The sequence below is a fragment of the Halorubrum salinum genome, assembly GCF_024494575.1.
GTDB classification, from domain to species: Archaea; Halobacteriota; Halobacteria; order Halobacteriales; family Haloferacaceae; genus Halorubrum; species Halorubrum salinum.
The window spans coordinates 13,603-39,632 of record NZ_JANHDO010000004.1 but is presented as its reverse complement, the minus strand read 5'-3'; the positions used below and the strand labels follow the sequence as shown (position 1 = coordinate 39,632).

Below are 26,030 nucleotides of genomic sequence, written 5' to 3'. Positions count from 1 at the left end.
CGGTGCCTTTCTCGTACCATGAGCGTCACTATCACGCCGCCGCGAGAGCGTGAGTGCGAGCTGTGCGGTCGCACGGAGCGGTGGGACGACGATCGCGACGGCTGGCAGATTGCAGATGAGCCCGGCGACGTGTATTGCATCCACGAGTGGGACATCAACGGATCGTTCACGCCGATCGAAGAGTCGGAATCGCTGTGATCGCGGTCGGTAGACTCCCGCCGCGAGTGACTCTCCGAGATATAGACTGGTGTCGGCGCAGTCGTTCCGCCCCGTCTACATACTCAGATGTTGTTCCGGAACCGATCGCCGGTGTTTCCTGACGAATTATTCGGTAGTGAGTGAGTTATACTGGCACAGTTCAGTTCTGCTGGCCGCTTTTCGCCGATCGTCTTGTAATGCGTTGGGTACATACCCCTGATGGATTATTACATTATATTCCCTAATGTGTGTACAATGATTACCACCCCTATCAGGGTCATATCTTTAAACACCACCCTGTGAGTATGGGGCATGACTGAGCCACGTAGTAACACCCGGGGGGTATCTGACGCGGACTCTTCGGGCCACGCTGGGGGACTTGCGGAAGTATCAGACGAGCGATCGAACTGCGGTATCGGCGGCATCGTCGACTTGGACGGTTCGCCGAGCCACGGCACCGTCACCGATGCGGTCCAGTTGCTGGAGAACCTCGAACACCGCGGAACGACCGGTGCAGAAGAGAACACTGGGGACGGTGCAGGCATCATGGTCGCCCGCCCGGACGCGTTCTTCCGTGACGTCGTCGACGCGGATCTCCCCGACGAGTACGCGGTCGGATCCGTGTTCATGCCGACCGAGCCGAGCGTACAGGCGGAAATTCACGACGTCATCGCCGAAGTGTTCTCCGTCTACGGGCTGGAGGTGCTCGCGTGGCGCTCGGTCCCGACCGACAACGCGGACCTCGGTGAGACGGCGCTCGACTCCGAGCCGGAGGTCGCACAGCTGTTCGCCGCGCCGGTTGAAGGCGCGGGGCTCGCGGAGCGATTTACGGACGAATCGGACCAGGACGGCAACCCCGAGATACTCGGATTCGACCGCGCGTTGTACGCCGCCCGTCGGGAGATCGAAAACGCCGTCGACGACGTGGACGGTGCCGGACGCTTCTACGTCTGTTCGCTCGACCGGCAGCGCGTCGTCTACAAGGGCCTGTTGAAGGGCTCCCAGCTCGCCGACTACTATCCCGATCTCACAGACGATCGCTTCGCGAGCCACGTCGCCTTGGTCCACGCGCGGTTCTCGACGAACACGCTCGGCGCGTGGCACCTCGCGCACCCGTACCGTAACATCGTCCACAACGGCGAGTTCAACACGATCCGCGGGAACGTCAACTGGATGCGCGCCCGCGAGAACGACCTCGACCACCCGGCGTTCGGCGCGGAACTCGACACGATCAAGCCGGTGATCGACGATCCGAACCAGTCCGACACCGCGAGCGTCGACAACGCGGTCGAGCTCCTCTTACAGGCCGGCCGCGATCTGCCGCATACCCTCCGGATGCTCATTCCCGAGGCGTTCCGCGACGACGAGCTGATGGACGCCGCCCGCGCGGATTTCTACGACTACCACGCCTCGCTCGTCGAACCCTGGGACGGTCCCGCCCTGGTCATCGGGTTCGACGGCGACCGCGTCGCCGGCGTCCTCGATCGCAACGGACTTCGGCCCTGCCGGTACGAAGTCACCGACGACGAGCGGTTGATCGTCGGAAGCGAGGTCGGAGCGCTCCCGACCGACCCCTCCGAGGTGACCCGACGCGGACGGCTTCAGCCCGGCGAGATCTTCGTCGCCGACCCCGAAGAGGGTCGGATCGTTCCCGACGACGAGGTGTTCGACGAACTCACAGACGAGAAGTACGGCGAGTGGGTCGACGAGAAACAGGTCGACCTCGACGACGTGGCCGTCTCCGTCGACACCGAGGACGGCGAAGAATCCGGCGTGGCTCACGCCGACGACGGCAGCGGCGAGGCCGACCCGGAACCCACCGTCCGCGCCCATCAGGCGGCGTTCGGCTACACGACCGACTCGCTGAACCACTTGGTCGAGCCGATGGCGGAGAAGGGGAAAGACCCCGTCGGATCGATGGGAGACGACACGCCGCTATCGGTGCTCACCGACGTCGATAGGCCGCTTTTTACCTACTTCAAACAGCTGTTCGCGCAGGTGTCGAACCCGCCGATAGACTACATCCGCGAGGAGCTCGTCACGTCGTTGGAGACGCGGATGGGCAACCAGCGAAACCTGCTCGACGAGACGCCCGAGCACGCCCAACAGATCGTCTCCAATTCCCCGATACTCACTGACGGCGAGACGGCGGCGCTGAAGAACCTCTCCGGCGAGCCCGTGGAGAGCGACGGTCCCGCGTTCACCTCGGAGGTAGTCGACGCGACGTACGAACGCGGAGACTCCCTCGTCGACGCCGTGAGTCGGATCCGCGAGGACGCCGCATCGGCGATCCGCGCGGGCGCAGACGTCGTCGTCCTCTCCGACCGCGCCGTCGGCCCCGACCGACTCGCGGTGCCGAGCCTGCTCGCGACCGGCGCGGTACACCACCACCTCGTCCGGAAGGGCCTTCGGAACCGGGCCGGCCTCGTCGTCGAGTCCGGCGAGCCGCACGAGGTCCACCACATCGCGACGCTCGTCGGCTACGGCGCGGACGCGATCGACCCGTACCTCGCGTACGAGTCCATCGCCGACGTCGTCGCCGGACCGGACGGTGCGGACGAAGAGGAGGCGCTAGCCGCCTACCGCGGCGCGTTGGAAGACGGCCTCCTGAAGACGATGGCGAAGATGGGAATCTCGACGATGGAGTCGTACCAGGGTGCCCAGATATTCGAGGCGGTCGGGCTCGACTCGGCGTTCGTCGCCGAGTACTTCGAGGGGACCGAGATCCGCACCGAGGGCATCGGTATCGAACAGATCGAAGACGATCTCCGGACCCGTCACGCGATGGCGTTCGGTGCCGACCCGGAACTGGAGACCATCGGCGAGTACGAACACCGCTCGTCGGGCGTGAAACACGGCTGGAACCCGCAGACGGTCGGCACCCTTCAGCAGGCGGTCCGCGGGGGCGACTACGAGCAGTATCAGGAGTTCGCGGAGCTGGTGAACGACCAGAGCGAGAAGCTGCAGTCGCTCCGCGGGCTCCTCGAGTTCGAGTCCGACCGCGATCCGGTGCCGGTCGAGAAGGTCGAGGCGGTCGAGTCGATCGTCGAGCGTTTCTCGACGGCCGCGATGAGCCTCGGGAGTATCTCGCCGGAGGCGCACGAGAACAACGCCATGGCGATGAACCGGCTCGGCGCGAAGTCGAACACGGGCGAGGGCGGCGAGCCGCCGGAGCGCTTCGGCACCGAAAAAGAGTGTAACGTCAAGCAGGTCGCCTCGGGCCGTTTCGGCGTCACCTCCGAGTATCTCGCGAACGCCGACGAGTTGCAGATCAAGATGGCACAGGGGTCGAAGCCCGGCGAGGGTGGTCACCTCCCGGGCGAGAAGGTCAACGAGATGATCGCACACGTCCGGTGTTCCACGCCGGGCGTCGGGCTCATCTCGCCGCCGCCGCAACACGACATCTACTCGATCGAGGACCTCAAGCAGCTCATCTTCGACCTGAAGGCCGCGAATCCCGAGGCCGACGTCAACGTGAAGCTCGTTTCGGAGGCGGGAATCGGCACCATCGCCGCCGGCGTCGCGAAGGCGAACGCCGACGTGGTCCACATCTCGGGCCACGACGGCGGGACCGGTGCCTCGCCGAAGACGTCGATCAAGAACGCGGGGCTCCCGTGGGAGCTCGGGCTCGCCGAGGCGAACCAGATGCTCCGCGCCACCGGGCTCCGAGACCGCATCCGCGTGACGGCGGACGGCGGGCTCAAGACCGGCCGAGACGTCGCCGTCGCGGCCGCGCTCGGTGCCGAGGAGTACGTGTTCGGCACGGCCTCGCTCGTCACCGCGGGCTGCGTGATGGCTCGGCAGTGTCACGAGAACACCTGTCCGGTCGGCGTCGCGACGCAGCGTGAGGACCTCCGGCAGCGATTCCCCGGACAGCCGGACCACGTCATCAACTACATGACGTTCATCGCACAGGAGCTCCGCGAGATCATGGCCGACCTCGGATACACCGAGGTTGAGGAGTTCATCGGCCGACCGGACCTGCTGACCCAGCGCGAGACGGACCACGAGAAGGCGAAACACCTCGATCTGTCTGCGGTCATCGCCGATCCCGCGGGCGACGCGCGCACGAAGACCCGCGAACAGACCGACGGCGAGATCGACGCCCTGCTCGATTGGGACCTCATCGACGAGGCCGCGCCGGCCATCGAGGACGGCGCGCCCGTCGCGCTCACCCGCGACGTCGAGAACGTCGACCGGGCGATCGGGGCGACCCTCTCGAACCGCGTCGTCTCCGCACACGGCGGTGACGGCCTCCCGGACGACACGATTTCCTGCCGATTCGACGGCTACGCTGGGCAGAGCTTCGGCGCGTTCCTCGCGCCGGGCATCACGCTGGAGCTGACCGGTGCCGCGAACGACTACGTCGGCAAGGGGCTCTCCGGCGGCCGTCTCGTGATCAACACGCCCGAGAAGGCGGGGTACGACCCGACCGAGAACGTCGTCGCCGGGAACGTCTGTCTGTACGGGGCCACCTCCGGCGAAGTGTACGTCAACGGCGTCGCCGGCGAGCGGTTCGGCGTCCGTAACTCCGGCGTCAAAGCCGTCGTCGAGGGCGTCGGTGACCACGGCTGCGAGTACATGACCGGGGGCGTCGTCGCCGTGCTCGGCGACACCGGACGGAACTTCGCGGCCGGGATGTCCGGCGGCGTCGCGTACGTGTACGACCCCGACGACCGGTTCGCCGACCGCGTGAACAGGGACATGATCTCCGTCTCGCGGACGCTCGATGAGTCGGACGAGGGGATGCTCCGACGGCTCGTGGAGAACCACCGCGCGTACACCGGAAGCGACCGCGCGGCCGAGCTGCTCGACGACTGGAGCGCGGCTCTCGACGACTTCGTTCGCGTGTTCCCGGACGCCTACGCGGACGTCATCGCGGAGGGGAAAGGCGAGGACGTGCGCGAGGAGCCGCCGGAGCCGGCTGAGACCGTGCCCGGATCGGCGACCGACGCGACCGGGCAGGCGTCGAGCGACGACTGATCGGCCGGCTCCGCGCCGGCTCGGTCGATTCGCCGGCCAAGACGGTCCGACGAGCGAAGTCACTCACCGAACCGGGTGATGCGGGTGAACGGTCGGTCCGTCGGGGGCGTCGGCGTCGACGCTCGCGACCACGTCGAAGACGTCCGCAAGCAGCGCCTCTGTGACCACCGTTCTCGGCGGTCCCCAGTCGTACACCTCGCCGTCTCGCATCGCGATGATGTTGTCCGCGAAGCGAGCGGCCTGTGCGATGTCGTGGAGCACGACGGCGACGGTCACGTCCGCCTCCTCGTTCAGTTCGCGAACGACCTCCATCACGCGGAGTTGGTGGTGTAAATCGAGGTACGTGGTCGGCTCGTCCAAGAGGAGCACGTCGGTGTCCTGTGCGAGCGTCATCGCGATCCACGCGAGCTGTTTCTGTCCGCCCGAGAGGTCGCTCACGGGCGCGTCGCGCAGGTGGTCGATCCCCGCGAGATCGATCGCCCGATCGACCGCCGCATCGTCGGCCCCGGTCACCGCGCCGAAGAAGCTGCGGTGGGGGTACCGCCCGTGGTAGACCAGGTCTTCGACCGTGGCGGAGCCCGGAGCGTCGTTCTCCTGTGAGAGCAGGCCGACCTCGCGGGCGAACTCCTTCGTCCCGTAGTTCGCGACGTTTTCGCCGTCGAGGACCACTCGCCCCGCGTCCGGGTCCAACTGCTTCGCCATCGCCTTCAACAGCGTCGACTTCCCGGAACCGTTCGGGCCGACGAGCGCGGTCACCTCGCCCGCGGGCACGTCGACGCGATCGGTCTCGACGACCGGCTCGTCAGTCGAGGGGTAGCCGAGCGCGAGGTCCTCGGCGTGGAGGGCGTCCGCGTCGCCGTCGGTCGCGCCGTTCGCGTCGGCGGACGCGCCGTTCGCCTCGTCCGTATCTGCGTCGGAGTGCGTTCCGGACATATTCACAGGTCACCCAGATCGTCCTGTCGACGCATCAGGTACAGGAAGTACGGGCCGCCGACCAGTCCGGTGACGATACCGACGGGGATCTGGACCGGATCCATCGCGAGCCGCGCCCCCACGTCGGCACCGACGAGGAGCGCCGGGCCGACGAACGCGCAGCCGACGACCAGCCGGCGGTAGTCGGACCCGACGAGCGTCCGCACCACGTGCGGGACGATGAGCCCGACGAACCCGACGATCCCGGCGACGGCGATGGCGGCCGCGGCCGCGAGGATGGCGACGCCCGAGAGCGCGAAGCGGACGCGCTCGACCGACATGCCGAGCGACCGCGCGGTGCGCTCGCCGAGCAGGAGCACGTTGAGCTGTCGCGATCCGGCGAGCGCGAACCCGAGTGCGATGACGGTCCACGGGAGCGCCAGCCGGACCTGCTCCCAGTCGGTACCGGTGAGCGAGCCGGTCGTCCACGCGATGGCCGACTGGACGACGCCGAGGTCGTCGGCGAAGAAGAACAGCCCCGTCTGCAGCGACTGAAAGACGGTGCCGACGATGACGCCGGCGAGGACCAGCCGCACGGGCGAGGTACCGCCCTTCCACGCGATGGCGTACACGATCAGGAACGCGACGGTGCCGCCGAGCGCGGCGAAGATCGGGAGGAACGCGCTCATGCCCGAAAAGACCACGAGCGTGAGCAGGATCGCGAGCCCCGCACCCGAGGAGACGCCGAGGATGTACGGGCTCGCGAGTTCGTTTCGCGTCACCGCTTGGAAGATCGCCCCCGAGATCGCGAGGTTGGCCCCGACGAGAACCGCGACGAGCACCCGCGGCAGCCGAACGGTCCAGACGATGAGCGTCGGATGCGCGAGCTCCACCTCGGTCGCCCAGCCGAACTGCGCCGCGAGGAGCCCGCCGAGCGTCTCGCCGAGGAAGAACTCCCCGAGCAGCCCCGGGTGACTCCACACCGCCGGGTCGACGACAGCGCGCCACGCCTCGAAGACGGTCATCGAGTACGTCCCGAAGCTCACCTGGATCAGGCCGCCGACGCCGACGACGGCGAGGCTCGCGAAGACGACCGACGCGAGCGTCCCGTCGATCCGCGCGGTAAGCGATGCCAGCCGGTCGCGAGCCGCCGTCCCCGAGCCTCCGGCCGGATCGGTCGGGGCGGTCGCGTCCGGGCTCGCTCGCGGTCCGCCCGACGCGTCGGACGAACTTCCGGACGCCTCAGACGGCGACTCAGACATCACCGCGGACCACCTCCGCGACGCGCTCGCGGTCGAACAGCCGCTCGTCTGCCGGTATCTCCGGGTACGGTCCGCCCGCGTAGTCGGGCCACTCGCCGAACCGCTCGGGGAACAGCTGTTTCGCGGTCATCTCGGTCTGAAACAGGGTCACTATCGGTCCCTGCATCGGGACGCCGGAAGCGTAGACGCGACCCTCGGCGACCGCCGTAATCGCAGAGCCGATCGGGTGCTCTGCGAGCCTGTCGCGCACGTCCGGGACCGAGTAGTGAGAGGCGAGCCCGTACGGGTGCAAGATCACGTCGGGGTCGAACGCCAACATCGCCTCGTAGCCGTAGGTGGTCTCGAAGGAGACGTCCTCGCCCGCGAAGGCGTCGACGACGCCGAACGGCCGGACGTGAGCCGTCGCGTACCCCGGAGCGTTCGCCGCGGTCGGATAGAACGTCCCGTCTACGAGAAGCGTCACTGCGACCGTCGGCCGGTCTTCTGCAGGCGGGAGGTCGGCTTCGATCGCCGCCAGCATCTCGTCGTAGACGGCGGCGAGTGCCTCGTACCGCGCGTCGGCGCGGAAGACCGGAGCCACGCGTTCCGCGACCTCCCAGACGGTGTAGTAGGCGTACGCGTCGGTCCACGCGGCCGGCGGGTCGCCGTGTCTACGGCTGAAACTGTTACCGAACCACGGCCCGACGGCGTCAGCGATCTCCGCAACGTCGTCGCGCGTCCACCCGTCGAAGGAGGTGACGAGCGCCGGATCGATCAGGTGCAGGTCCGAGTCGATCTCGTACAACAGCTCGGCGTCGACGCTGACCCCGGTGTTCCCCGCGTTGAGCTGTGCGATCCCGTCCCACTCCGGGTCGACGCCGTCGAGCCGCTCGTAGTAGGCCGAGAGCGTCTCGCCGCCGACCGCGGCGTCGAATCCGAGGGAGGTGATCGCGTCTGCGTGGCCGTACGCGACCGCGAGGTCGGCCGAGAGCAGGTCGTAGACGGCGACGCGCTCTGGAATCGACTCGAAGGTCACCTCGCCGACCGGGGCGAGCGACGCGGTCCACGTGGTATCTTCCTCACCGCTGCCGTCTCCGTCGTCGATATCTGTCGGACCCTCGGCGGACGAGCCGCCGACCTCGTCGGCCGAATCCCGTGAGCCGCCCGCCACACCGTCGCTGGTCTCGCCGGCGCACCCGGCAATCGGGCCGGTCGCGCCGACCACGGCCGTGCCCGTCGCAAGCAGGCGTCGGCGCGTCGGCGTCGGCTCGGACGGGTCGTCGCTCACGACTCCTCCGTGACGATCGCCGCCAGTTCGTCGCGGTCGAACAGTTCACCGGAGAACGTATCGGGGAATATCTCGGTGGCGGCGCGTTCGAGAGAGAACAGGTGCTGGACGGGGCCCTGATAGATGGGGCCACCGCGGAACACCCGGCCGTTCCGGACGGCACTCAGTTCGCTCGCCACGTCGTGGTCCCGCATAAACGCGAAGACGGTGTCGGCGAACTCGTCTGCGGTCTTGTCCTCGTGGCCCCGCACGAGTATCACGTCGGGGTTGACCTCCAGCATGGTCTCGTAATCTATCCGCCCACGGTCGGTCGTGGAGAGACCGCTGATTCCGGTGTCCGCGAGGGCGTCTGTGAGTCCGAGATCGCGGAACTGCTTTTTGTTCGTGCCCCCATCGGAGAGGCGGTACGGAGAGAACCGTTCGGGCTCGTCACCGTTACCGAACGTGAGGAGGGCGTTCGGCCGTCGATCCGCGGGAGGGAGGTCGGCCCGTACGCCGGCGATGACGTCGTCGTGGAACGCTCGAAATTCCTCGTAGCGTTCCCGCTCCTGAAAGACCTCGGCGACCGTCTCGAAGGCCTCGTACAGCGTGTAGTAGCGGTACTTGTGCCACCCGTCGGTCCGCCTGAAAACGGTGTTGCCGAGGAAGGGCCCCACGTTCGATGCGATCTCGTCGACGGCGTCCGCCTCCAGCCCGAACGCCGAGTTGTTGATCAGCCACTGCGGATCGGTGAGGTGAACGTCTGCGTCCAGTTCGTAGTAGATCTCCGTGTCGATGCCCCCCTCGCCGAGCACCTGCGTGAGGTCGTCGGTGTCGACGGAGACGCCCGGCAGCTCGTCGTACGCGTCGACGTGGTACCGCGGAACGTTGCCGACGGCGACGAGCCCGTCGCCGTGACCGAGCGCGACGCCCATATCTGCGTAGCCCGGGAAGTAGGTGAGCCAGCGCTCGGGGACGCCGCGGAACGCGACCTCGCCGACGGGCTCCATGGAGACCGCATGTGTGACCTCGCTCGACCCCCCGTCGGCGCCGTCGCCCCCGCCGCGGTTCCCGCTTCCGGTGGCACAACCCGCGATCGACGCCGTCAGGGCTCCCGCGCCGGTCGTCAGTACGTCGCGTCTCGATATGCGATCGGAGGACATACTGTTTAGGCCACCCTAAAAAGATAAAACACCGTCGATTTTTAGGCACACCTAACTATTAGTGGTTCCCCGTTCAGGTACCCGTGACAGGCGGATTTAACCGCTTGCAACCCGATCCGCTGGTGTGGACGAACTCGTCGTGCGAACGACCGTGTACGCCGACCCGGAAGAGGTGTACGAGTTCTTGCTCGACTTCCCGCGGTACGCCCGCTACACGGAGTATCTCCGCGACGTGCGGACCGCGGCGGGCGACGGAGGTCCCGGCACTCGTTACGCGCTGACGTTCGCGTGGTGGAAGCTCACGTACACCGCCCACTCGGAGGTGACCGGCGTCGATCCGCCGGAGCGGATCGACTGGCAGATCACGAAGGACATCGACGCCGGCGGGTGCTGGCGGGTCACGCCGCACGACGACTCCTGTGAGGTCGCCCTCGAAGTCGAGTTCGACCCCGACTCTACCAGCCCGGACGCGCTCGACCTCCCGCGGCTCGTCTCGTTCGACTGGGTGCTGACGAAGGCGATCCCGCTCATCCGCGGTGAGGCCGAGCGGGTCGTCGAGCGCGCCGTTCGGGACTTGGAGGGATCGACCCGCGACGTCGACCTCGACGTGTACGTGGACTCCGAACGCATCTGATCCGGGGCGTCGCTTCCTCGACGGCTGCGAACCGCAACACCGAGTCGAAGGCCTTAATATATTCACCGGGGAACGAACGAGTGCGTACGAGGGCTCGTAGATCAGTGGTAGATCATCCCCCTGGCACGGGGAAGGCCCGGGGTTCAAATCCCCGCGAGTCCATTCCGATTCCTCCGCCGTACCGATTGTTCCTAAACGCGTAGAAGAATCCTTCTACCTCGTAGTAACGGCAAAATCCCGATGCGGGACCCTCCCCCCAGAGAATGGATTTGCTTCGGGGTCCGAAGGCGGGTCACCGCGGTCGTGCGATTCTCTAAGGGGTGAGAGTCGATGACCGCGTCCGAGAAAACGGTTCTCGACCCGGTCTGCTGCGAGTTCTGTGGACTTCCGATCGATGAGGGAGAGCGCGAGCAGTGTCCCGCACTCGATGACGGGAGGTGTCGGCCGTGATCCGCCTCGACCGCAGCTCCCACACCGAGCGAGAGTGTCGCAACTGCGGCGGACACGTCACCAAGGACTTCGCCCGTGTCCACGGAGACGAGAACAGCCGCGTTCACCGCTGCCCCGCGTGTGACTGCTTCCGACGGATATCTCGCGGCAGCGCCGCGGGCGTCGATGTCGATCTTGTTGACCCCGCAGATCAACCGAACCGGAACCGCGGCCAGCGCGTCGGAGCAGCTGTCCGCGCCGACGGAGGTTAGACCGATGAGCAGCGAGCGTCTCGCTGCCGCGAAGCGGGCCGGCCACAACGCCGAGCACCACGTCCTTGACGCTGTCGACGCGCTCGAACCCACCTCCGGCGAAGAGCACTGGGACGCGATCGCCGAGACCGCCGTCTGGCCCTCTGACGAGTTGCCCTTCCACGGGCTCTGCGTCGTCGAGGCCGGTCTCCCCGTCGAGATCAAGAGCACGATGGTGGTCCAGACCGCCGACCAGCGCCGCGGCCGGTTCAAACTCCGTCGAACCCAACACGAGACACTGGTCGAGAAGAGCGGTGTCTACCTCTTCGTGGTCTGCGAGCCGTATCCGGAGCGGACGTCCATCGCGATGAAGATCATCCCCGCTCGCAGCGCCGGCGGGCTCGTCGACTCGAACGCGAGCTGGCGTGACGAACTCGACGGGCGCGGTCGGAAGGCTCAGCTCACCTGGAGCAACGTCTTCGACCCCGCGGAGGTGGAGTGATGCGGCTCGATCGTGTCCGCCTCTGCCGGCCGATCATCCGGTGGGTTGACGGCGATCGTGTCCCGGCGAACCCATTCACTAAGGAGCCCGTCAGTGAGCCGCTGGGGACCGCGCTCATCCCGCGTCGGCGCATCGCCGGCAAGCACATCAATGACGTCCAGTCTGAGGCCATCCCGGTTCGCGGCTGGAAAGACGGCCGCTACGTCCTCGCGATCGCGCCGGAACACGCCTCTGTCGATGTGTTCGATCCCGGTCGTCGTGACCCCGGCGACCCACCGCTCGACGTCACCGAATCGTGGGTCCCGCTCGTCGCCGTCTTCACGGTTGGCGAGCGCGGCGCTGTCGTCGTTCCCTGTAGAGAGGTGGAGGTTTGAGCGACGACTACCTCGAACCCGGACCGCAGGGAAATCTCGACGACCTCCTCGACGAGGCTCAGCCGGTCACCGGCGGCGACGAGGACTCGATCGAGGCGACAATCAACTCCGACGAAGCGCGCGAACTTCGCAGCGCTGCCGACGGGGCGTCCCGACAGGTCCACCCGAAGAGCCCGGAGGCGACCGAGTACCAGACATTCGACACAGAGGGACCGATCCCGTGTGTCCAGCCGCGCGTTCACGCGTTCGGTGCTCACCTGTTGTTCTCTCAGCCCGACGTGAGCGAGCAGGGCCATCCGGGCTCGTTATCGCCGTACGACGCGATCGTCTCGGAGTACGAGCCGACGATCGCCGAGGATATCGGCTCCTTCACCTTCGACGGCGAACTATGGGAAATAAACCCAGATAAGACGCGGTACTGGTCCGGCGGTATCGCGGCTCCAGGGCGACCGTACGAGACGTTCAACGAGTACCAGATCGCCGTGCGAGCGCAGGATGGTCTCGGCGAGCGGAAAGCCACGCTCCAGTTCCGCCCGTCGATCCCCGAGGCACGAACTGCCGACGGAGAGCGGATCGGTTCGATGCCGGAAGATCTCCCGTACGGCCTGCGCGTCCAGGCGAACTCCAGCAACCTCCACCCTGACGAGATGATCCCACTGATTCGCCGTCTCGCCGAAGAGATGGGCATCAGCGGTCACTACTTCGCTCCCGACTGCGTCCACGAGCATTCGAGCGCATACCAGATGGAGATGTATCTGCGCCTCGACCGGAGCGCCGGAGAGGAGCACGTGGCTGGTCGCGGAGGCGTCCTCGACCAGCTCGCGCTGTTCGGATCGAACAACCGCGGCCGGGGTGAGTACAAGTGGGACAACGAGAAGGTGATCGGCCATCGGAACGCGGTCGCACTCGACAAGTCCACCTGGAAGAAGCTCACAGAGAAGCCGAACGGGATCGGGAAGCTCGTGAAGTATTATCATCCAGAGTTCGCCCGGTCAGAGTCAACTTCGTCGGATGATGACCCGCTCTCTGATCCGAAGCTCGAACTCCAGTGGTCGAAAGACTACTCGGATATCTCGTCGGTACCGTGGGATGACGATGACGCGTTCGATGTCGACTCGTTGCTCCAGGAACTCGACGAGTCACTCGTGAACGTCTTGTCGTGGGCCGGTCTCCCGACGCGCGCCGATCCGCGCATCTACACCTCGGATCACTACTTCGACGCTACGGAGTCCGAGCGCGATCTCGACCTCGTCGAGAACCGAATGCCGAGCGTCAAAGAGGGAGAGGAACAGCAGGCGGTCGCGCACTTCGCGAGAGGAGACGCGACGGAGGGCGAGCGCTCCGTGCTCGCGGCGCTGACTGACGGTGGCGATGGTGCAGACGTCGAGCGCCTCGCCGAGCTGTCGGATACCTCCCGCTCGACCGTGTACCGAGCGGCGGACAAGTTCGACGATCTCGTCGAGGTCGCGAACGCGAAGATGTCGTTCGAGGACGGCCTGATCCGCGAGAAGTTCCAGGACCTGCTGAACACGTTCGAGGATGTCACGGACTGGGTCGTCGGCGGTGTCCGTAAGCTCGCTTCGGACGAGACGACGATGCTCGACCAGGACTCCGCGCTCGCTCGGTGGGCTCGCCGCCACGGTGTGTCTATCACTGAGAGTGCGGACGGCATGCTCGTCGATCTCGGCGGGCGGCCACTCACTCGCCTCGAACTGATGAAACTGCTCCGCGCCGGCGTCGACGCCGCGCGTGGGTCGGGGAAAATGGTCTACCGCCGATTCATCAGTGCGGAGTTCTCCTGGACGGAGAGAGGTGACGGTCGGAAGACCGGTCAGCGGCCGATCAATCACCGGGGTAGCGTGCTCCGACCCTGAACACGACAGTCTAGTGGCAACACTATCCAGACACCTCTTTCTTGTTCGTCTTCTGAGTGTTTAGCCGGTATCTGACCTCGTTTTCGCCGTGATCGTGGTGTCGATCGATGTCGAGTGCGCCGCCAGCGCTGCGGCGGAGCAGGTTTCGATCCCAGCGGTTGGGACGGACCCCTTAGGGAGTGTGCCTAAGGGCACCCCCTACGGGGGAAATACTCCGCACCCGCACAGCAAATGTTCCACATGAAGCACTCGAAACAGGGGTATGATGTGCGCGAGAAAGGACTCATTCTGCACAGCGAGACAGATTTTTATGAATCGTAGATATTATACATATCTTTCTTGAGTTGAAGTCGTGGCTACACAAGAGATCAAGTCGATCGGAATTGGATCACTCATTCGTCTCGGTGGCCTCGTCGGAGCCATCTACGGTGCACTTCTTGGCGTCCCCGTCGCGATCATCAGTATCGTTGCTGAGAGTGGCTTCGGCTTCGTCGGCGCAATCGCGATCATCCTCGGAACCGCGATCTCGTTCGGCCTTTCAATAGCAATTACCGGCCTCGTCTACAACCTACTCGCCGGTGTTGTCGGCGGCATCGAGGTTGATCTACAGTAGGAGTCGGAGCTTCCTCAAAACTCTCCTCGTAGGTAATTCGATTCGCGTGAGAGTGGTCTGGGACCCTTCTCACATGCGGCTACCGCTCGCGCCACTCGTCTTCGATCTGGTCGAGCCAACCACGCGCCTCGTCGACGCGAGCCAGTTTTTTTCCGACGCCGACGATCTCTTTGCTCTGATCGGCCCGCTTGTTCCGATCTGCACGTCGATCCCCGCCGAGTTCCGGGTACTCCGATGCATCGATGTCCGCTGCTTCGCGCAGTTCGTCGACGCGCTCGGCGTACTGCTCGCGTGCCCACTCGTGGAGGTCGAACAGGTACTCGTCGATCTCGTCTTCCGAATAGTCTTTCAGATTCGGTGCACCAGGTTCGTCTCGGTATTCGACTAGATATCGGTCGTTGAGCCGCTTTTGCGTGTCTTTTCGCGCCTTTTCGGCCGCTTCTTCGAGCCCATCCAACACCCTGTCGAGGCGGCTTCGGTCGTCACTCCGCATCGTCACCACCCCCGATTAGCTCGACCGTCGCACGGAGCTGTTTGATTTCCTCTCGTGCGTCGAGCGCTTTCGACTGTGCGCGACGAATAGCCGTCTGGCTCTGTCCCGAGTTCTTCTCGAGCTTTCGGTCTATCTCGGCCGGTTCCATCCCGGTCTCATACAGCGCCCACACGTTTGCTTGGAGCGGCGAGAGCGTCGTCACGTTGTCGAGGTACTCGCCGTAGCACTCGTGGCACAGCCGCGCTGTGTCACCGTCTCCGACTGGATACGATTCGATCGGTTCTATCTCGTCCGTGCTCCGCCCGCACTCCCAACACTCTGAGTCTGCAGTCTCGACCAGCTCGCGCACCGCCTCGACGTCGAGCCCGTGTTCTTCGGCGAGGTCGTTCAGTCGGTCCGTTCCGATCTCCTCTGTTGTCTCGTCTGTCGTATTTGGCATAGTTTCGTGTCTCGTGGTAGGTTCGTAAGCGGTTCGGACGACCGTCTCTTTCTGTTGTCCCTCTCACTCGCCGTGGTACCTCGACCGGATCCACTCTCTGAGGCGCTCGGTATCTTCGCCTATCTTCTCGAACTCGCGAACGTCGTCGATATCGTCGACGTTCCGGAATGCCTGCGTCCGGACTGGCTTGATTTGGCCGCCGCGCATCTCGCAGGCTCGAACGTCGAACATGTAGCCGTCGCCGCCCACGTCCGTCTTTCTCAGTCGGAGGGGTTCGCCATCCGAATCGATCACGTGAAGCGCGAGCACGTCGCCGAACTGCGTCCGCTTATCCCCGACAACGAGGAACTCGCCCGCGTACTTTTCGAGGATGAGGACGCTTCCACGCCCGTACTGCGAGAGATCCCATTTGTCCGCCGCTGATTCGGATGTCTCTTCCTCCGGATTCGGTGAGGTCTCGTCGGGAGTCTCTGCTGGTTCGTCTGCTGGTCGATGCGTCGGTTCGGGTAGGTCGCTCGTGTCGGAGATACCGTTCGCTCCTGCCTGCGGACCGGGTGCGTGATTCGATCGCTGCTTGTTCCGAAGCCGCTCGGGCGTGTAGATTTCGAAGTACCGGGAGTCGCGGAATTCGCCGTCACCGTCGAGTATCGTCTCGGTGTCCAATCGGTGGCTCTTGTCGTGGTGTTCGACCGCGATCGTCTTTCCGGACGACGACGCTTCACCTTCGATGACTTCGGGAGAGTGCATCAGACCGGTGATCCCCGTGATGAGCCGGACAGTATCGCCTGCGACAGCCTCGACATCCGCGATCTGTCCCCCGTCCGTGACGAGGTCCTCGGCGGCGTCCTCGCAGTATGGGCAGTGCTCCTCGTTTTCTGCGAGGTGTTTGCGGACGGTTCCGCACATCTCCGAGTTTCGATCGTAGTGGATCACGTGTTCGTTGTCGTACTCGTCGGTCGCCGTCTGCGTCTGGATGTCCTGCTCCTGTTCGCCGGGGTATTCGGACGGATCCACCGTTTCGGGAGAGACACGCACCTCGTCGGTTTCGACGTAGTGTTCTTGATCTTCGGGCGTCGCGCCGAGATCGTGGCGCGATTCGAGATCGGCGCGGTCGTGGCCGAGTTCGACCTCGACGCCGCGTCGAGCGAAGTCGTGCGGTTCGAGCGGGGTTCTCGCGAGTTCGCGTGAATCGACCGACACTCGGCCGGTTCCGACATCGTTCCGCTCGGCGTCTGGAATCGGCGTGTGCTTCGTCGCACCGTACACGTCGCCGAGTTTCGGTTTGGCGTCGGTCTCGGCTTCGATCGTCGTCTGTGCCGCGTCGGTCGCGAGCTGGTCCTGTCGCCCGGCGTCCGGCATACTGTCGTCGGTCGGCCGATCGTCGACGCCGAACTCGGTCGCTTCGGGTTCGTCGCGACGGCTTTCGCGCTCTTGGCCGGGTTCGACGCCGAACGCGGTAAGATCGCTGTCGAACGTCTCTGGCTGGTCAATACTTCCCTCGTCGCCAAACGTCGCCTGGCCGCTGGTGTTACTGCTCATGGGTTTAGTAGTGGTCTAAGGTCGCCTGCTGCTGGTTGTCGCCCGATTCGGTCGGCTGGGTTCCGGTCGCGAAACACGCGGCGATGTAGCTCATAATGAGCCGGAGCGAGCCGAGCACGCCCGAGTAATCCGCTGTCGCCGGTTCGACCGCCAGTTCCGGCTCGGCGTCGACGGTCGGCTCCGCTTCGACAGTCGGTTCTGTCGCCGGCTCGGGCGTCGGTTCTGCGGTCGGTTCGGGTGTCGCCGACTCCGGAGTCGCCTCGACGGTCGGTTCCGGTTCTGGCGTCGGTTCCGGCTCGGGTTCTGGCAGCGAGCCGGTGTCACTCGCCCGCTCGGCTCGTTCGACCGCGAGCACGTCGTTCACGAACCCTTCAGAGATCTCCGCGGAAATGTCCTCGACGAGCTGCGGTTTTTCGCCCGCTTCGATCGCATCGAAGTTCTCTCGAAGTGACTGCGCCGCATAGCGCCGCTGTTTGTGGGTTTCGTCGGCTCTCGCGTCGCGTTCCGATTGTTTCGCTTCCGTCCGAAATTCAACGTTGAGGTCGTCTTTCAGGAGCGCGACGTTTTCCTCGTACGAGAGAGTCGGATCGATCTCCGCGTGAGTGTCGACCTCGCCTTGGAGTCCGTCACCGGTCTCATACGCGCGGTTCTCCGCGCGGCTCGCGAGCTTCTCAAGATTCTCCAAGTAGTGATCTTGGATCATCTTCGTGTGGGTCGCGATGGGGTCGTCTCCCGAACCGATCTCTCCGTCGGTGAAGCGGTCACGAACCCGCTGGATTGTGCGATCGTCGAAGTGGTTCAGGTCTCCCATCGCAGTTTCAGGTACTGGTCGTTACTATTTAAATCTTCTGCCAAAGTATGAAAGACTTCGTAACCTACATCAAGCGCCAGCGAGCGCGCGGCCACTTGTCGCGGGCGGGCGTCTAGGCTCGCGCCGCAGCGCGAAACGCGCCGCTGTACGCGCTACGCGTCCGCAGAAGCGCTCGCCAGTGTACGCGCCCGGCACCATACACGTGTGTGTGCGCCCGATCGTATCCGTACCCGTGCCAGCGTCGCACCGCTACCGAGAGAACGCGTAAAAGCAGTTCTTTAGGCTGATTTTAGCTACCTGCCAAAACTCGAAAGTATTTTCCAACCTTTGCGGGCGAGTTCGACGCCCTGATCGGTCGCGAACCGCCACGCGATCTGCGTGTGGTCGACCATCGTGCCCGCGTTAGGGGCGACCCACCCGAGTGCGATCACGGCCGCGAATGTGACCAAAAGCACGAGCGCGTGGCTGGCTATCATCCCGCCGACGCCGGCAACGATCCGTGCGACGCCGACCGCACGGTACACGTACAGCGCGACCATCACGAGCGAGGCCGCCACGACGATCTGCGAGCCGAAGCCGAGCGAGGCCAAGAACTCAGTGGCGGCGAACATCGGTCTACTCGTTCCCTCCCGAGAACCGGACGACCGTGTCCGGGGCTCGCCGCGCTTGAATCCACTCGCGGATGAGGTATGCGCCGCCACCCACGATGACGATCACGATGAGCGGTCCCATCGACTCGACGCCTGAGCGGAGTCCACCGAGGATGACACCCGGCGAGAGCGTTTCGAGCGCCCAGATCACCGAGAGCAGGCCGACGACGCCGCGGACGTACCACGGGACCGAACCCGACGTCCGCTCGTCGAGTTGCCACATACCAACCAGCAGGAGGCCCACCGCTCCGACCGTGACGATGTTGGACTGGTAGGCCAGCTCGGCAACGCGCGTCACGGGAGACGTCGGCGCGAGCACGTGGATCGCGATGAGCGTCACCGACGCGGCTGTCGCCGGAAGCAGCCAGCCGCCGATGCCGAACCGACGACCGAACAGCTTCGTGCCCACGAGTACGCCGCCGACACCGCCGAACACGAGGATGAGCGGTAGCGTATCCTGCGTCTCGATCGGTCCGGGGCCGGGGGGATCGGTGCCGGCCCCTTCGTCGCGCTGGAGGATGGAATAAGTCTCTGTGGCGCCGTCTGTGACGAACGAGACGGGCGACTCGGCGCGGTCGGCGTCAACCTCGACCTCTCGCGTCTCGGACCAGAGGACGTAGCGGTTCCCGGTCACCGTGTCGTAGTAGGTCACATCTAGCCGGTCCGAGCCGGTCGTGTTGCCCTTCCGGACCGAGATGGTCGGGGTCGATGCGTCCTCGACCTCGGCTTCGATCGCTCCGCTCTGCGGCGTCACCGAGATGGGGGCGGTGGAGATCGTCATCGTGGAGCCGACGTTCGCGTCCGGCGCGCGAAGGATCTGCGTCCCGCTCGAAGCGAGGTCGACGAACGCCGACTCGCCGGTCCACGACTCCTCACTCGCGTAGTGGAGGCGGTTGCCGGTCGCGGTGTCGTCGACGCGGATACCGAACCTGCCGTCGGGATTGATGTCGGTGATCTCTACCTCGGTCGCGAGCGCGTCACCCTCCACGGTGGGCTCTGTTACCTTGATATCGCCGTCGTAGCTGCGGACCTTGTGGCCGGTCGCACGCACGTCGACGGTCGTGTCCGCCGGCATGTCTCCGAGTTGGACGTTGAGGTCCGTCTCGTTCAGCTCGTACGAGGGCGGCGGCTGCCAGCTCCCGCCGTCGGTGCGGTACTCGATGTTCTCGATTTCGGCGACCTGCTCATCGAAGGTGAGCGTGGCGTCGGCGTCGTTCACCTCCGCCGGGAACGTGTGGCTCACGTTGAACTGCTCGGTCCACGAGGTCGCCTCGACGTCGACGCTCTTCGTCACCCCGGCAGCATCGTGGCTGTACTCCATGTCCACGAGCGACTCGGGACCGTTCGAGGGCGTGTTCGTCCGGATGGTCACGTTGTTCGTCCCTTCCCGGAGCCACGCCTCGTTCGTCGCGAGCGAGGTCGTCTCACCCTCGCTCAGGACACCGTTATATTCAGTCTCGTATCCGTTAACTTCCACGACGGGATCGGTCGTTTCGACGGTCGCGTCGTAGTCAAGTGACCAAGATGTGAGCCCGTCCCCGGTGTGAGAGATTGAGAGGTCTTGTGCCCCGGTCGACAGATCGAGCGGCACAGATCCCGAGTCCTCAATCGTTTTTGATTGTCCACCGACCTCAACCGTCGTCGTCCCCGAATATGTTTCGTCATAATAAATTTCGTAAATCTCGACAGGCTTGGAATTTGATGAGCTAACGGTGATCGTGTCTCCCTCAGAGACACTAATGTCATAAGTAGGGATAGTGTAGTATTGGTAAGTCCCCTGAGCGACCTGATCACCGTTCACATACACGGTCGTTGTTACTTCGCCGCTATCCGCCTCAGGATCGACTTTGACTTGAGTATCCCCCGACGGCGTTTTTTGCATCGTGTAGGAGTCACTATCCGGATCGATCATTGTCGTAGAGGTGTCCGGGATCGATGCGCTAAACTGTGGCTCTCCGTTTGCCGGACCCGTTGGCTCTTGTGTCCCGATCACGTCGATCGACTTTGTTCCCGTCGACGATCCGCTCTCGGTGACCGGACCGCTGTTCGCGACACCCGTCAAATTGATCGCGTACTGGTCAATACCATCGATCGATCCCAGTTCGTACTCGTAGTTCGTCCCGTCGCCGGCAGCGTTTCCGGACAGTTCGATACCGCCTGAGAACGTGACCGAGTTCGAGGAGAACTCTGGCACGTGGAAGACGCCGACCGTCCCATCACGCTCGACCGGCGACTGCCACTCTTCACCGCTGTCGTGGACACCGTATGCGACTTCGGGGACGTAGCCGACGCCCGCTTCGAGGACGCCGACGTCAACGGCCACGTCGCGACCCTCGTGGACCTCATCGTCGCGAAGAACGATCGCGATGTCGTCGTCCGCGATCACGTTCGCGTTCGGCCCCAAGTGGTCGCTCGCGCGCTCGGGCGTCGTGATCGTCACCTGTAGCGAGCCTGCGTGGTCGCTTGCGTACACGTTGCCTTCGAGGTCGCTCGCGCGGATGGGCACGTCCGGGTTGTCCGGCAGGTCCTCATCGACTTGGTCCGGACCGAGTGCGACCATCCCGCTCGGTCCGCTCTGTGCGGTCGCAACTGTTGCGCCGAGCGGCATCGCGAGCGTCGACACGACCACGACGATCGTGATCGCGAGTGCAGTCGCGCGTCTCATCCGTGCACCTCCGTCTGCGCTCGCGCACCCGGGGGGACCCCTACGATCCCATCTGATACGCGCGCGCGTATCTGGCGAACTCCGGACCGGCGGAGCCGGCCGCGAGGCGGTGTCTGAACTTCGCGACCCCCTGCTTCGATCGTCGTTATCTTGGTTTCTTTTTGAAAAATCATAGACGCGTCTCCGGAGCGATTTTGAGTTTGTACGAGCTCGGGCTGGGCATCGGGTCCCACTCGAAGTCCTCGAAGTTCGACTCGGTGTACATCAGCGCGTGACCGACATCCCACTTCGACGTCCGGTCGCGGTCCATCCGGATGCTCTCGAAGCCGACCACGTCGCTCGCTCTCGTCGGATTCGCCGTGCCCGGCATCTGGACGCGCCAGCGCAGCTTTCGGCGAATCATCTGGTGAACGTCCGTCTCCGAGTGTGCGAACGCGAACACCGAAACGCCGAACTTCCGCATGTCGACCCACGTGTCCTTCAGCAGCTCCACCTTTTGGTACGTCCCGTACGAATCCTTCTTCGCCGACTGCGGGCACACGTCGCCGATCTCGTCGAAGATGAGCGAGGTCCAGTGATGCGGACCGTGCTCGACCCGAGCGAGCAGCCACGCGAACCACCAGTGGCTCGCCGGGTCTTCCGGAGAGAACAGCGAATCGCGCTTCGGCGGCGTGTCGTACTGTTTCTCCGGACTTTGCGCGTACACCTCCTGACACCCGCGCATCCGCGGGTCCGGATACACGACGTGCAGGCTCCCCTCGTCGAGCGTCCGATTCAACTCTCGCGGGTCCGAGTAGTATCGCACCTCTCGGACGATCTCGGTCAGTTCGTCGACGTCGAGGTCGACCGGCTCGTTCGTCGGGTTCTTCGGCTCTAGTCGCACCGACATCTCCACTCCCTTCGGAAGGTACAGCGTGGTCCACGGCGCGAGCGGCAGCCACTCTGAGCGGCTACTCGACCCGCGCCAGATGACCTTCTCGTCGTTGACTTCCAGCAGCCGAACCACGAGGTAGTTCGCGAGCGTCGACTTCCCCGTCCCCGGTTTGCCACGTGCCAACCAGTCCGTGCCGCCGTCGTTCTCATCGACCGGCGAGTCCCAGCTGTGTTCGATGCAGTTCGGGATGACCCCGTCGAATTTGAACACACTGCGGTCCCACGCACCCATGCCGAACTCCTCGCGCATCGACCGCGCATCGGTCCAGCGAGTGAGCGAGATGGGCTCGCGAAACTCGTCGAGAACCGCCCGCTTCGTGGTCTTGTCTGCTGTCCGTATCTGATGTTTTGAACTCATAATTTCGCAGCCTCTGATTCTTCCCGCTCTTCTCCGGCCTGTTCCTTCGCGCGACCCGCGAGGTCGCGCACGCCGCGGTTGTACACCGGGATGATGTAGTGCGCCGCGAACAGTTCGCGACCGCGCCGATCACTCCCGTCGGAGCTCGTCAGCAGCTGGCGAGTCGAACGTTCGCCGTAGCACTGGGTGACGAACGTCTCGTCCATCTCGCCGTGTGTGGCGAGTTCGAGGTCGTGACCCCAGTCGAGAATCGCCTCGCGGTTCTCGAACCCGTCGAGAAGCGACTCCAGCGCCGACTTCTGTTTACGATACAGTTCATCGACCGCCGGCCGCATCGCCACGAACTGCTGTTTGCCCGGCGCGTGCTGGTCGTCATCGCCGTCATCGACGTACTCGCCAGCATCCGACCGTAGTTCTCTGAACGCGCGGTGTGCCGCCGGCCGAATCGTCTGCGCCGACATCTGACGGCGGAACTCGCGGGCCTGTGGTTCCGCAAGCGACCGCGTCCGGTACTTTGGCCGGAGTAACGCAGTCACCAGCGTCCGCTCGTGAGCGCTCGCAGGTACGCCACGAAACTGCCGAGCCATCTGATGGAACCAGTCTTGCGGCATCTCGCCGAGCGTCCTGACCGCGAGTTCCTGCGTCCACAGCAGAATCTCACGGCGGGAAGTGAACCCGTTGAGGAGTTGCCGCTCGCTGTCGCGAACGTCCTCGACGAGCTTCACCAGCGCCGGTCGGTACGACCCTTCGGGGATATCGTCGTCTGTCGGGTCGAACTGGCTAGCTGCGGGTGAGTCAGTCGTCGCCACTGGCAACACCTCCAGTATCAGAGCCGGTCCCGTCGAGGTCGTCTTCATCCTCGCCGATGCCGAACATCCCGTCGATGAGCGTGCGGTCGCGGTTGTCGACCGCATCCATGATCTCCTGCTCGGTCGAGACTTCCGAGAGGATGCGCTTCTCGCGCTCCTGTTCGATCGTCTCGGCGTTGTCCGTCTCCTCTGCGAGATGGAGCGCGGTGGCGCGTGCGCTCCTGTAGTGTGCAGGAGCCGGCCACACGCGGGCGTACGCCTCTTTCGGACGCAACCCTATCCAACCGACGCCGAGAGCGAACACGACCGCTGCGCCGACAGCAGGCAGTATCTGATGGGCGAGGAACGCTCCGACGAGTGTGACGCCGATCCGGATCACGAGGTTGGTGTAGTCGTCGCGATCGGTGAGGGCAGGCAACGAGAACTTCCAACCCTCCGGCTGGTAGTCCACGATATTCGAGGAAAGCGGATGGACGTACGCGCGCATATCCACGTCGCCCTCCTTGACCTCCGCCTGACAGCGGAGCGGGTCTTTCCACGTGTCCGTCTCGCCGTGCATGTCGGCGTCGTCGTGACCGGGGTCGACCGTGCGGAGCTTTGCAGCGCTCCCGGTCGCGAGCCGTGAGAGGAACGCCATGAGGCCGTCAGAGGCGACCATCATCGGTTCGTCCGGCCGGTCGATCACGGTCAATGTCTTTTCGCGAGAGCCGAGCACGTCGACGCCAACATCGTCGGCGGGCGTGGTTGAGGTCGCGAGTTCGTCCTGCTCGAACCGGACCGTCTTCGTATGCTGCTCGAACGTTTCGATCATCAGCACGAACAGGAACGCGATGACATACAGGACCATCACCCACGGGTACTGAACCAGCAATCCGGTGATGTTCCCCCAGAACATCACGACGAGCATCGTTCCGATGAGGCCAAAGATAGCTGTCCAGACACCGTAACCCCAGCCGATTCCCTTCCCGGCCTTGTTGATCAACTTCTTCGAGCCGGCGAGCGAGATCACGCCGCCGACGCCGGTCGGGACGACGAAGATGAGCATCAGCCACTGGAGCGCGCCGCCCCACGATCTGAACGGGAGTTCTTGGGTCGTCGCGACCGACTCGTGCTCGAACGTCCATCGAAGTTCGTCGCTCGGCTGGCCGTTCTCGTTGACCCAGACGGTCACATGCTCGCGACCGTCGGACTGGCCAAGCGGGATCTCTGCTATCGCCCAGCCGCGCGAGATAGCCACCTCACGCTGTTGCGTCGTGACGTTGGTCGCGTACTGCTCGATCGTCGTCGTGTTCGTCCGGCGGTTCGTGACCTCTCGCGTTGCAACGTCGTACGTCGCGACGGTCACGGTCAGCTCCTTGGCGGACTCGGTGTTGATCGACCGGATATACACCGAGTTCCGGTCGACGACGGTGTCGGGCGACAGGTACTCCCAATACTGGTCGCTCGGGTCTCCCGGATTACCAGACAGGCCCGCCGGCCAGTGAACCATCCAGTACATCTCGCTGCCCGACAGCCGCACCGAGTCCGGCGAGTTCGAGTAGGACGTGCCGTCTTGCCGCAGCTCCGAGAGTGTGTAGTCCGCACTCTGCTCTCCCGAGGACTGCTGCGCGGTCACTGCGACCCCGGCGCTCGCGACGACGGCGAGCGCGACGACCACGGCGAGTACCCATCGCCGGACCATCTACCCGCTCACCCCCGGAACGAGGACGCCCGGCGTCAGCAGCCGAACGAGCGTGAGTCGTGCGCTCTCGACGAGTTCACCCGCTCGGCTCGGGAACAGCAGTGCAAGCGCGACCAGCACGAGAACCACGCCGAGCGCGACGACCGGGCCGTCGATCTTCACGAACATCAGATCGGCCCTCCGTAGCGCCACGTGCCGACGTAGATCAGCGTCTGGCGACCCAGTTCTTCGAGCCACGACACGAGGTAGAACAGCGACCCGAGCGTCGCGACCAGCGCGATGAGTGCAGCCGTGGACTCCGGGTCAAGCGCCAGCGTGAGTTCGTAGAGCAGCCACGTGACGAGCGCCGTCGAGACGCACAACCCTAGCACATCAAGATACGCTCGATCTGTGAGTCCCGACGCGTCGCGCTCAGAGTCCGGAAGTGAAAGAGGATTCCCGATCATCGGTCATGCACCACGATTGCGACCGCTCCGAGAAACAGCGTGATTGCGACGAACTGGAGCGGTGACAACTCCGGGATAACCCACCCGTAGCGCCACTCACCGCCCAGATTCGTGTATCCGATCACGACCGTCAGCAGGTACACGCCGTGGCCGGCGAATTCGAGAAGCGGCTCGGCGAGAGTCGCAGCACCCGTGAAGAACCCGCTAATCGCGGCGAACACCGCAGTGACGGCCAACGCGATCGCGGCCGTCCCGAGTTCTGACCAGCTCTCGATCGCTCGTCGCACGTCACGCTGCGAGCGGTTGAGCGCGGTCGTCCCCGACGCCACCTTCCGGCGGTTCTGGAGGTAGACGAACATGAACCACCCGACGAGGAGCAACAGCGGCACCCACCAGAGGCTGAAGACTAGTTCGCGCGGCGACGCGTACGTCTGCCGGTAGAAGTACACGCCAATGCCGACGATGCCGGCGAACGCACCCGCGCGAATCGCGGCCGCGACGCTCAACAGCGCCTCGCCGCCGCCCTCCTCGTCCGACCCCGACTCGCTCGCGACCACGACCACCGCGAACGCGATCGCGAAGAGCCCGAGCAGCGTGGCAGCCCCGATCGTGTAGCCGGCGATCGTCAGGCTCCGATCGAGTCCCGGCACCATGCCGAGCACGTCGATCGCGACGTAGTCCTGCCCGTACGCGAGCAGTAGCGCCCCGAGGAGCACTTGGGGAGCCCACAGCGAGAGGTTGCGACTAGCGAACACGCGTCTCACC

At 64.8% G+C, this 26,030-nt stretch carries 24 protein-coding genes and 1 tRNA gene; 9 read left to right on the top strand and 16 right to left on the bottom strand.

Annotation, left to right across the window (positions count from 1 at the left end; all coding sequences use genetic code 11):
- The first annotated feature begins 18 nt into the window (after positions 1-18).
- Positions 19-198 carry an HEWD family protein gene (locus NO930_RS10955; RefSeq protein WP_137783818.1) on the top strand — a complete coding sequence of 60 codons (180 nt, stop codon included), beginning with the start codon at positions 19-21 and terminating at the stop codon, positions 196-198.
- A gap of 312 nt (positions 199-510) precedes the next feature.
- Positions 511-5,181: a glutamate synthase large subunit gene (gene gltB, locus NO930_RS10950; RefSeq protein ID WP_256403499.1), complete on the top strand. Its 4,671-nt coding sequence runs from the start codon at positions 511-513 to the stop codon at positions 5,179-5,181.
- A 63-nt stretch (positions 5,182-5,244) separates the two neighbouring features.
- On the opposite strand, the gene NO930_RS10945 is transcribed toward gltB, so the two are convergent.
- Genes NO930_RS10945 through NO930_RS10930 form a run of 4 tightly spaced genes read right to left on the bottom strand, consistent with a single transcriptional unit; the run spans position 5,245 to position 9,764 of the window.
- Complete coding sequence (locus tag NO930_RS10945) at positions 5,245-6,114, bottom strand: ABC transporter ATP-binding protein (protein WP_256403498.1); 870 nt, start codon at positions 6,112-6,114, stop codon at positions 5,245-5,247.
- A gap of 2 nt (positions 6,115-6,116) precedes the next feature.
- Positions 6,117-7,355 (bottom strand): FecCD family ABC transporter permease, encoded by a 1,239-nt coding sequence (locus NO930_RS10940; RefSeq protein ID WP_256403497.1) that lies wholly within the window; start codon positions 7,353-7,355, stop codon positions 6,117-6,119.
- Complete coding sequence (locus tag NO930_RS10935) at positions 7,348-8,622, bottom strand: ABC transporter substrate-binding protein (RefSeq protein ID WP_256403496.1); 1,275 nt, start codon at positions 8,620-8,622, stop codon at positions 7,348-7,350. Before NO930_RS10935 ends, NO930_RS10940 begins: the two co-directional genes overlap by 8 nt.
- On the bottom strand, positions 8,619-9,764 hold the full coding sequence (locus NO930_RS10930) for an ABC transporter substrate-binding protein (protein WP_256403495.1): 1,146 nt from the start codon (positions 9,762-9,764) through the stop codon (positions 8,619-8,621). Before NO930_RS10930 ends, NO930_RS10935 begins: the two co-directional genes overlap by 4 nt.
- Positions 9,765-9,888: 124 nt before the next feature.
- On the opposite strand from NO930_RS10930, the gene NO930_RS10925 reads away from it, so the two are divergent.
- From NO930_RS10925 to NO930_RS10895, 7 genes are all read left to right on the top strand, one after another.
- Positions 9,889-10,398: a type II toxin-antitoxin system RatA family toxin gene (locus tag NO930_RS10925; protein WP_256403494.1), complete on the top strand. Its 510-nt coding sequence runs from the start codon at positions 9,889-9,891 to the stop codon at positions 10,396-10,398.
- A gap of 90 nt (positions 10,399-10,488) precedes the next feature.
- Positions 10,489-10,560: transfer RNA gene (locus NO930_RS10920), tRNA-Ala, on the top strand.
- A gap of 275 nt (positions 10,561-10,835) precedes the next feature.
- The gene (locus tag NO930_RS14115; protein WP_425601447.1) at positions 10,836-11,099 is read left to right on the top strand and encodes a DUF7563 family protein; all 264 of its coding nucleotides are present in this window, start codon (positions 10,836-10,838) and stop codon (positions 11,097-11,099) included.
- A 4-nt stretch (positions 11,100-11,103) separates the two neighbouring features.
- Positions 11,104-11,580, top strand: a complete 477-nt coding sequence (locus tag NO930_RS10910; protein WP_256403492.1) for a PD-(D/E)XK family putative nuclease — start codon at positions 11,104-11,106, stop codon at positions 11,578-11,580.
- Positions 11,580-11,954, top strand: a complete 375-nt coding sequence (locus NO930_RS10905) for a hypothetical protein (RefSeq protein WP_256403491.1) — start codon at positions 11,580-11,582, stop codon at positions 11,952-11,954. The genes NO930_RS10910 and NO930_RS10905 overlap by 1 nt, the downstream gene beginning before the upstream one ends.
- A complete protein-coding gene (locus NO930_RS10900; protein WP_256403490.1) occupies positions 11,951-13,828 on the top strand; it encodes a DUF7845 domain-containing protein in 1,878 nt (625 codons plus the stop codon). The genes NO930_RS10905 and NO930_RS10900 overlap by 4 nt, the downstream gene beginning before the upstream one ends.
- A gap of 352 nt (positions 13,829-14,180) precedes the next feature.
- A complete protein-coding gene (locus tag NO930_RS10895) occupies positions 14,181-14,441 on the top strand; it encodes a hypothetical protein (protein ID WP_256403489.1) in 261 nt (86 codons plus the stop codon).
- Between the two features lie 79 nt (positions 14,442-14,520).
- Here NO930_RS10895 and NO930_RS10890 read toward each other — a convergent pair whose 3' ends face one another.
- The 12 genes from NO930_RS10890 to NO930_RS10835 all read right to left on the bottom strand — a co-directional run bounded on the left by NO930_RS10890 (position 14,521) and on the right by NO930_RS10835 (position 26,020).
- A complete protein-coding gene (locus NO930_RS10890; protein ID WP_256403488.1) occupies positions 14,521-14,934 on the bottom strand; it encodes a hypothetical protein in 414 nt (137 codons plus the stop codon).
- Complete coding sequence (locus NO930_RS10885) at positions 14,924-15,373, bottom strand: hypothetical protein (protein WP_256403487.1); 450 nt, start codon at positions 15,371-15,373, stop codon at positions 14,924-14,926. Before NO930_RS10885 ends, NO930_RS10890 begins: the two co-directional genes overlap by 11 nt.
- Positions 15,374-15,436: 63 nt before the next feature.
- The gene (locus tag NO930_RS10880; protein WP_256403486.1) at positions 15,437-16,912 is read right to left on the bottom strand and encodes a hypothetical protein; all 1,476 of its coding nucleotides are present in this window, start codon (positions 16,910-16,912) and stop codon (positions 15,437-15,439) included.
- A 4-nt stretch (positions 16,913-16,916) separates the two neighbouring features.
- Positions 16,917-17,723 (bottom strand): hypothetical protein, encoded by an 807-nt coding sequence (locus NO930_RS10875; protein WP_256403485.1) that lies wholly within the window; start codon positions 17,721-17,723, stop codon positions 16,917-16,919.
- A 293-nt stretch (positions 17,724-18,016) separates the two neighbouring features.
- Complete coding sequence (locus tag NO930_RS10870; RefSeq protein ID WP_256403484.1) at positions 18,017-18,334, bottom strand: hypothetical protein; 318 nt, start codon at positions 18,332-18,334, stop codon at positions 18,017-18,019.
- A 4-nt stretch (positions 18,335-18,338) separates the two neighbouring features.
- On the bottom strand, positions 18,339-21,038 hold the full coding sequence (locus NO930_RS10865; protein ID WP_256403483.1) for a hypothetical protein: 2,700 nt from the start codon (positions 21,036-21,038) through the stop codon (positions 18,339-18,341).
- A 169-nt stretch (positions 21,039-21,207) separates the two neighbouring features.
- Positions 21,208-22,329 (bottom strand): RNA helicase domain-containing protein, encoded by a 1,122-nt coding sequence (locus tag NO930_RS10860; RefSeq protein WP_256403482.1) that lies wholly within the window; start codon positions 22,327-22,329, stop codon positions 21,208-21,210.
- Positions 22,326-23,138, bottom strand: a complete 813-nt coding sequence (locus NO930_RS10855) for a hypothetical protein (protein ID WP_256403481.1) — start codon at positions 23,136-23,138, stop codon at positions 22,326-22,328. Before NO930_RS10855 ends, NO930_RS10860 begins: the two co-directional genes overlap by 4 nt.
- Complete coding sequence (locus tag NO930_RS10850; RefSeq protein WP_256403480.1) at positions 23,125-24,819, bottom strand: hypothetical protein; 1,695 nt, start codon at positions 24,817-24,819, stop codon at positions 23,125-23,127. The genes NO930_RS10855 and NO930_RS10850 overlap by 14 nt, the downstream gene beginning before the upstream one ends.
- Complete coding sequence (locus NO930_RS10845; RefSeq protein WP_256403479.1) at positions 24,820-24,987, bottom strand: hypothetical protein; 168 nt, start codon at positions 24,985-24,987, stop codon at positions 24,820-24,822.
- Complete coding sequence (locus NO930_RS10840) at positions 24,987-25,190, bottom strand: hypothetical protein (RefSeq protein WP_256403478.1); 204 nt, start codon at positions 25,188-25,190, stop codon at positions 24,987-24,989. The genes NO930_RS10845 and NO930_RS10840 overlap by 1 nt, the downstream gene beginning before the upstream one ends.
- A gap of 71 nt (positions 25,191-25,261) precedes the next feature.
- Entirely contained in the window at positions 25,262-26,020 is a 759-nt protein-coding gene (locus tag NO930_RS10835; RefSeq protein ID WP_256403477.1) for a hypothetical protein, read from the bottom strand.
- Between the last annotated feature and the right edge of the window lie 10 nt (positions 26,021-26,030).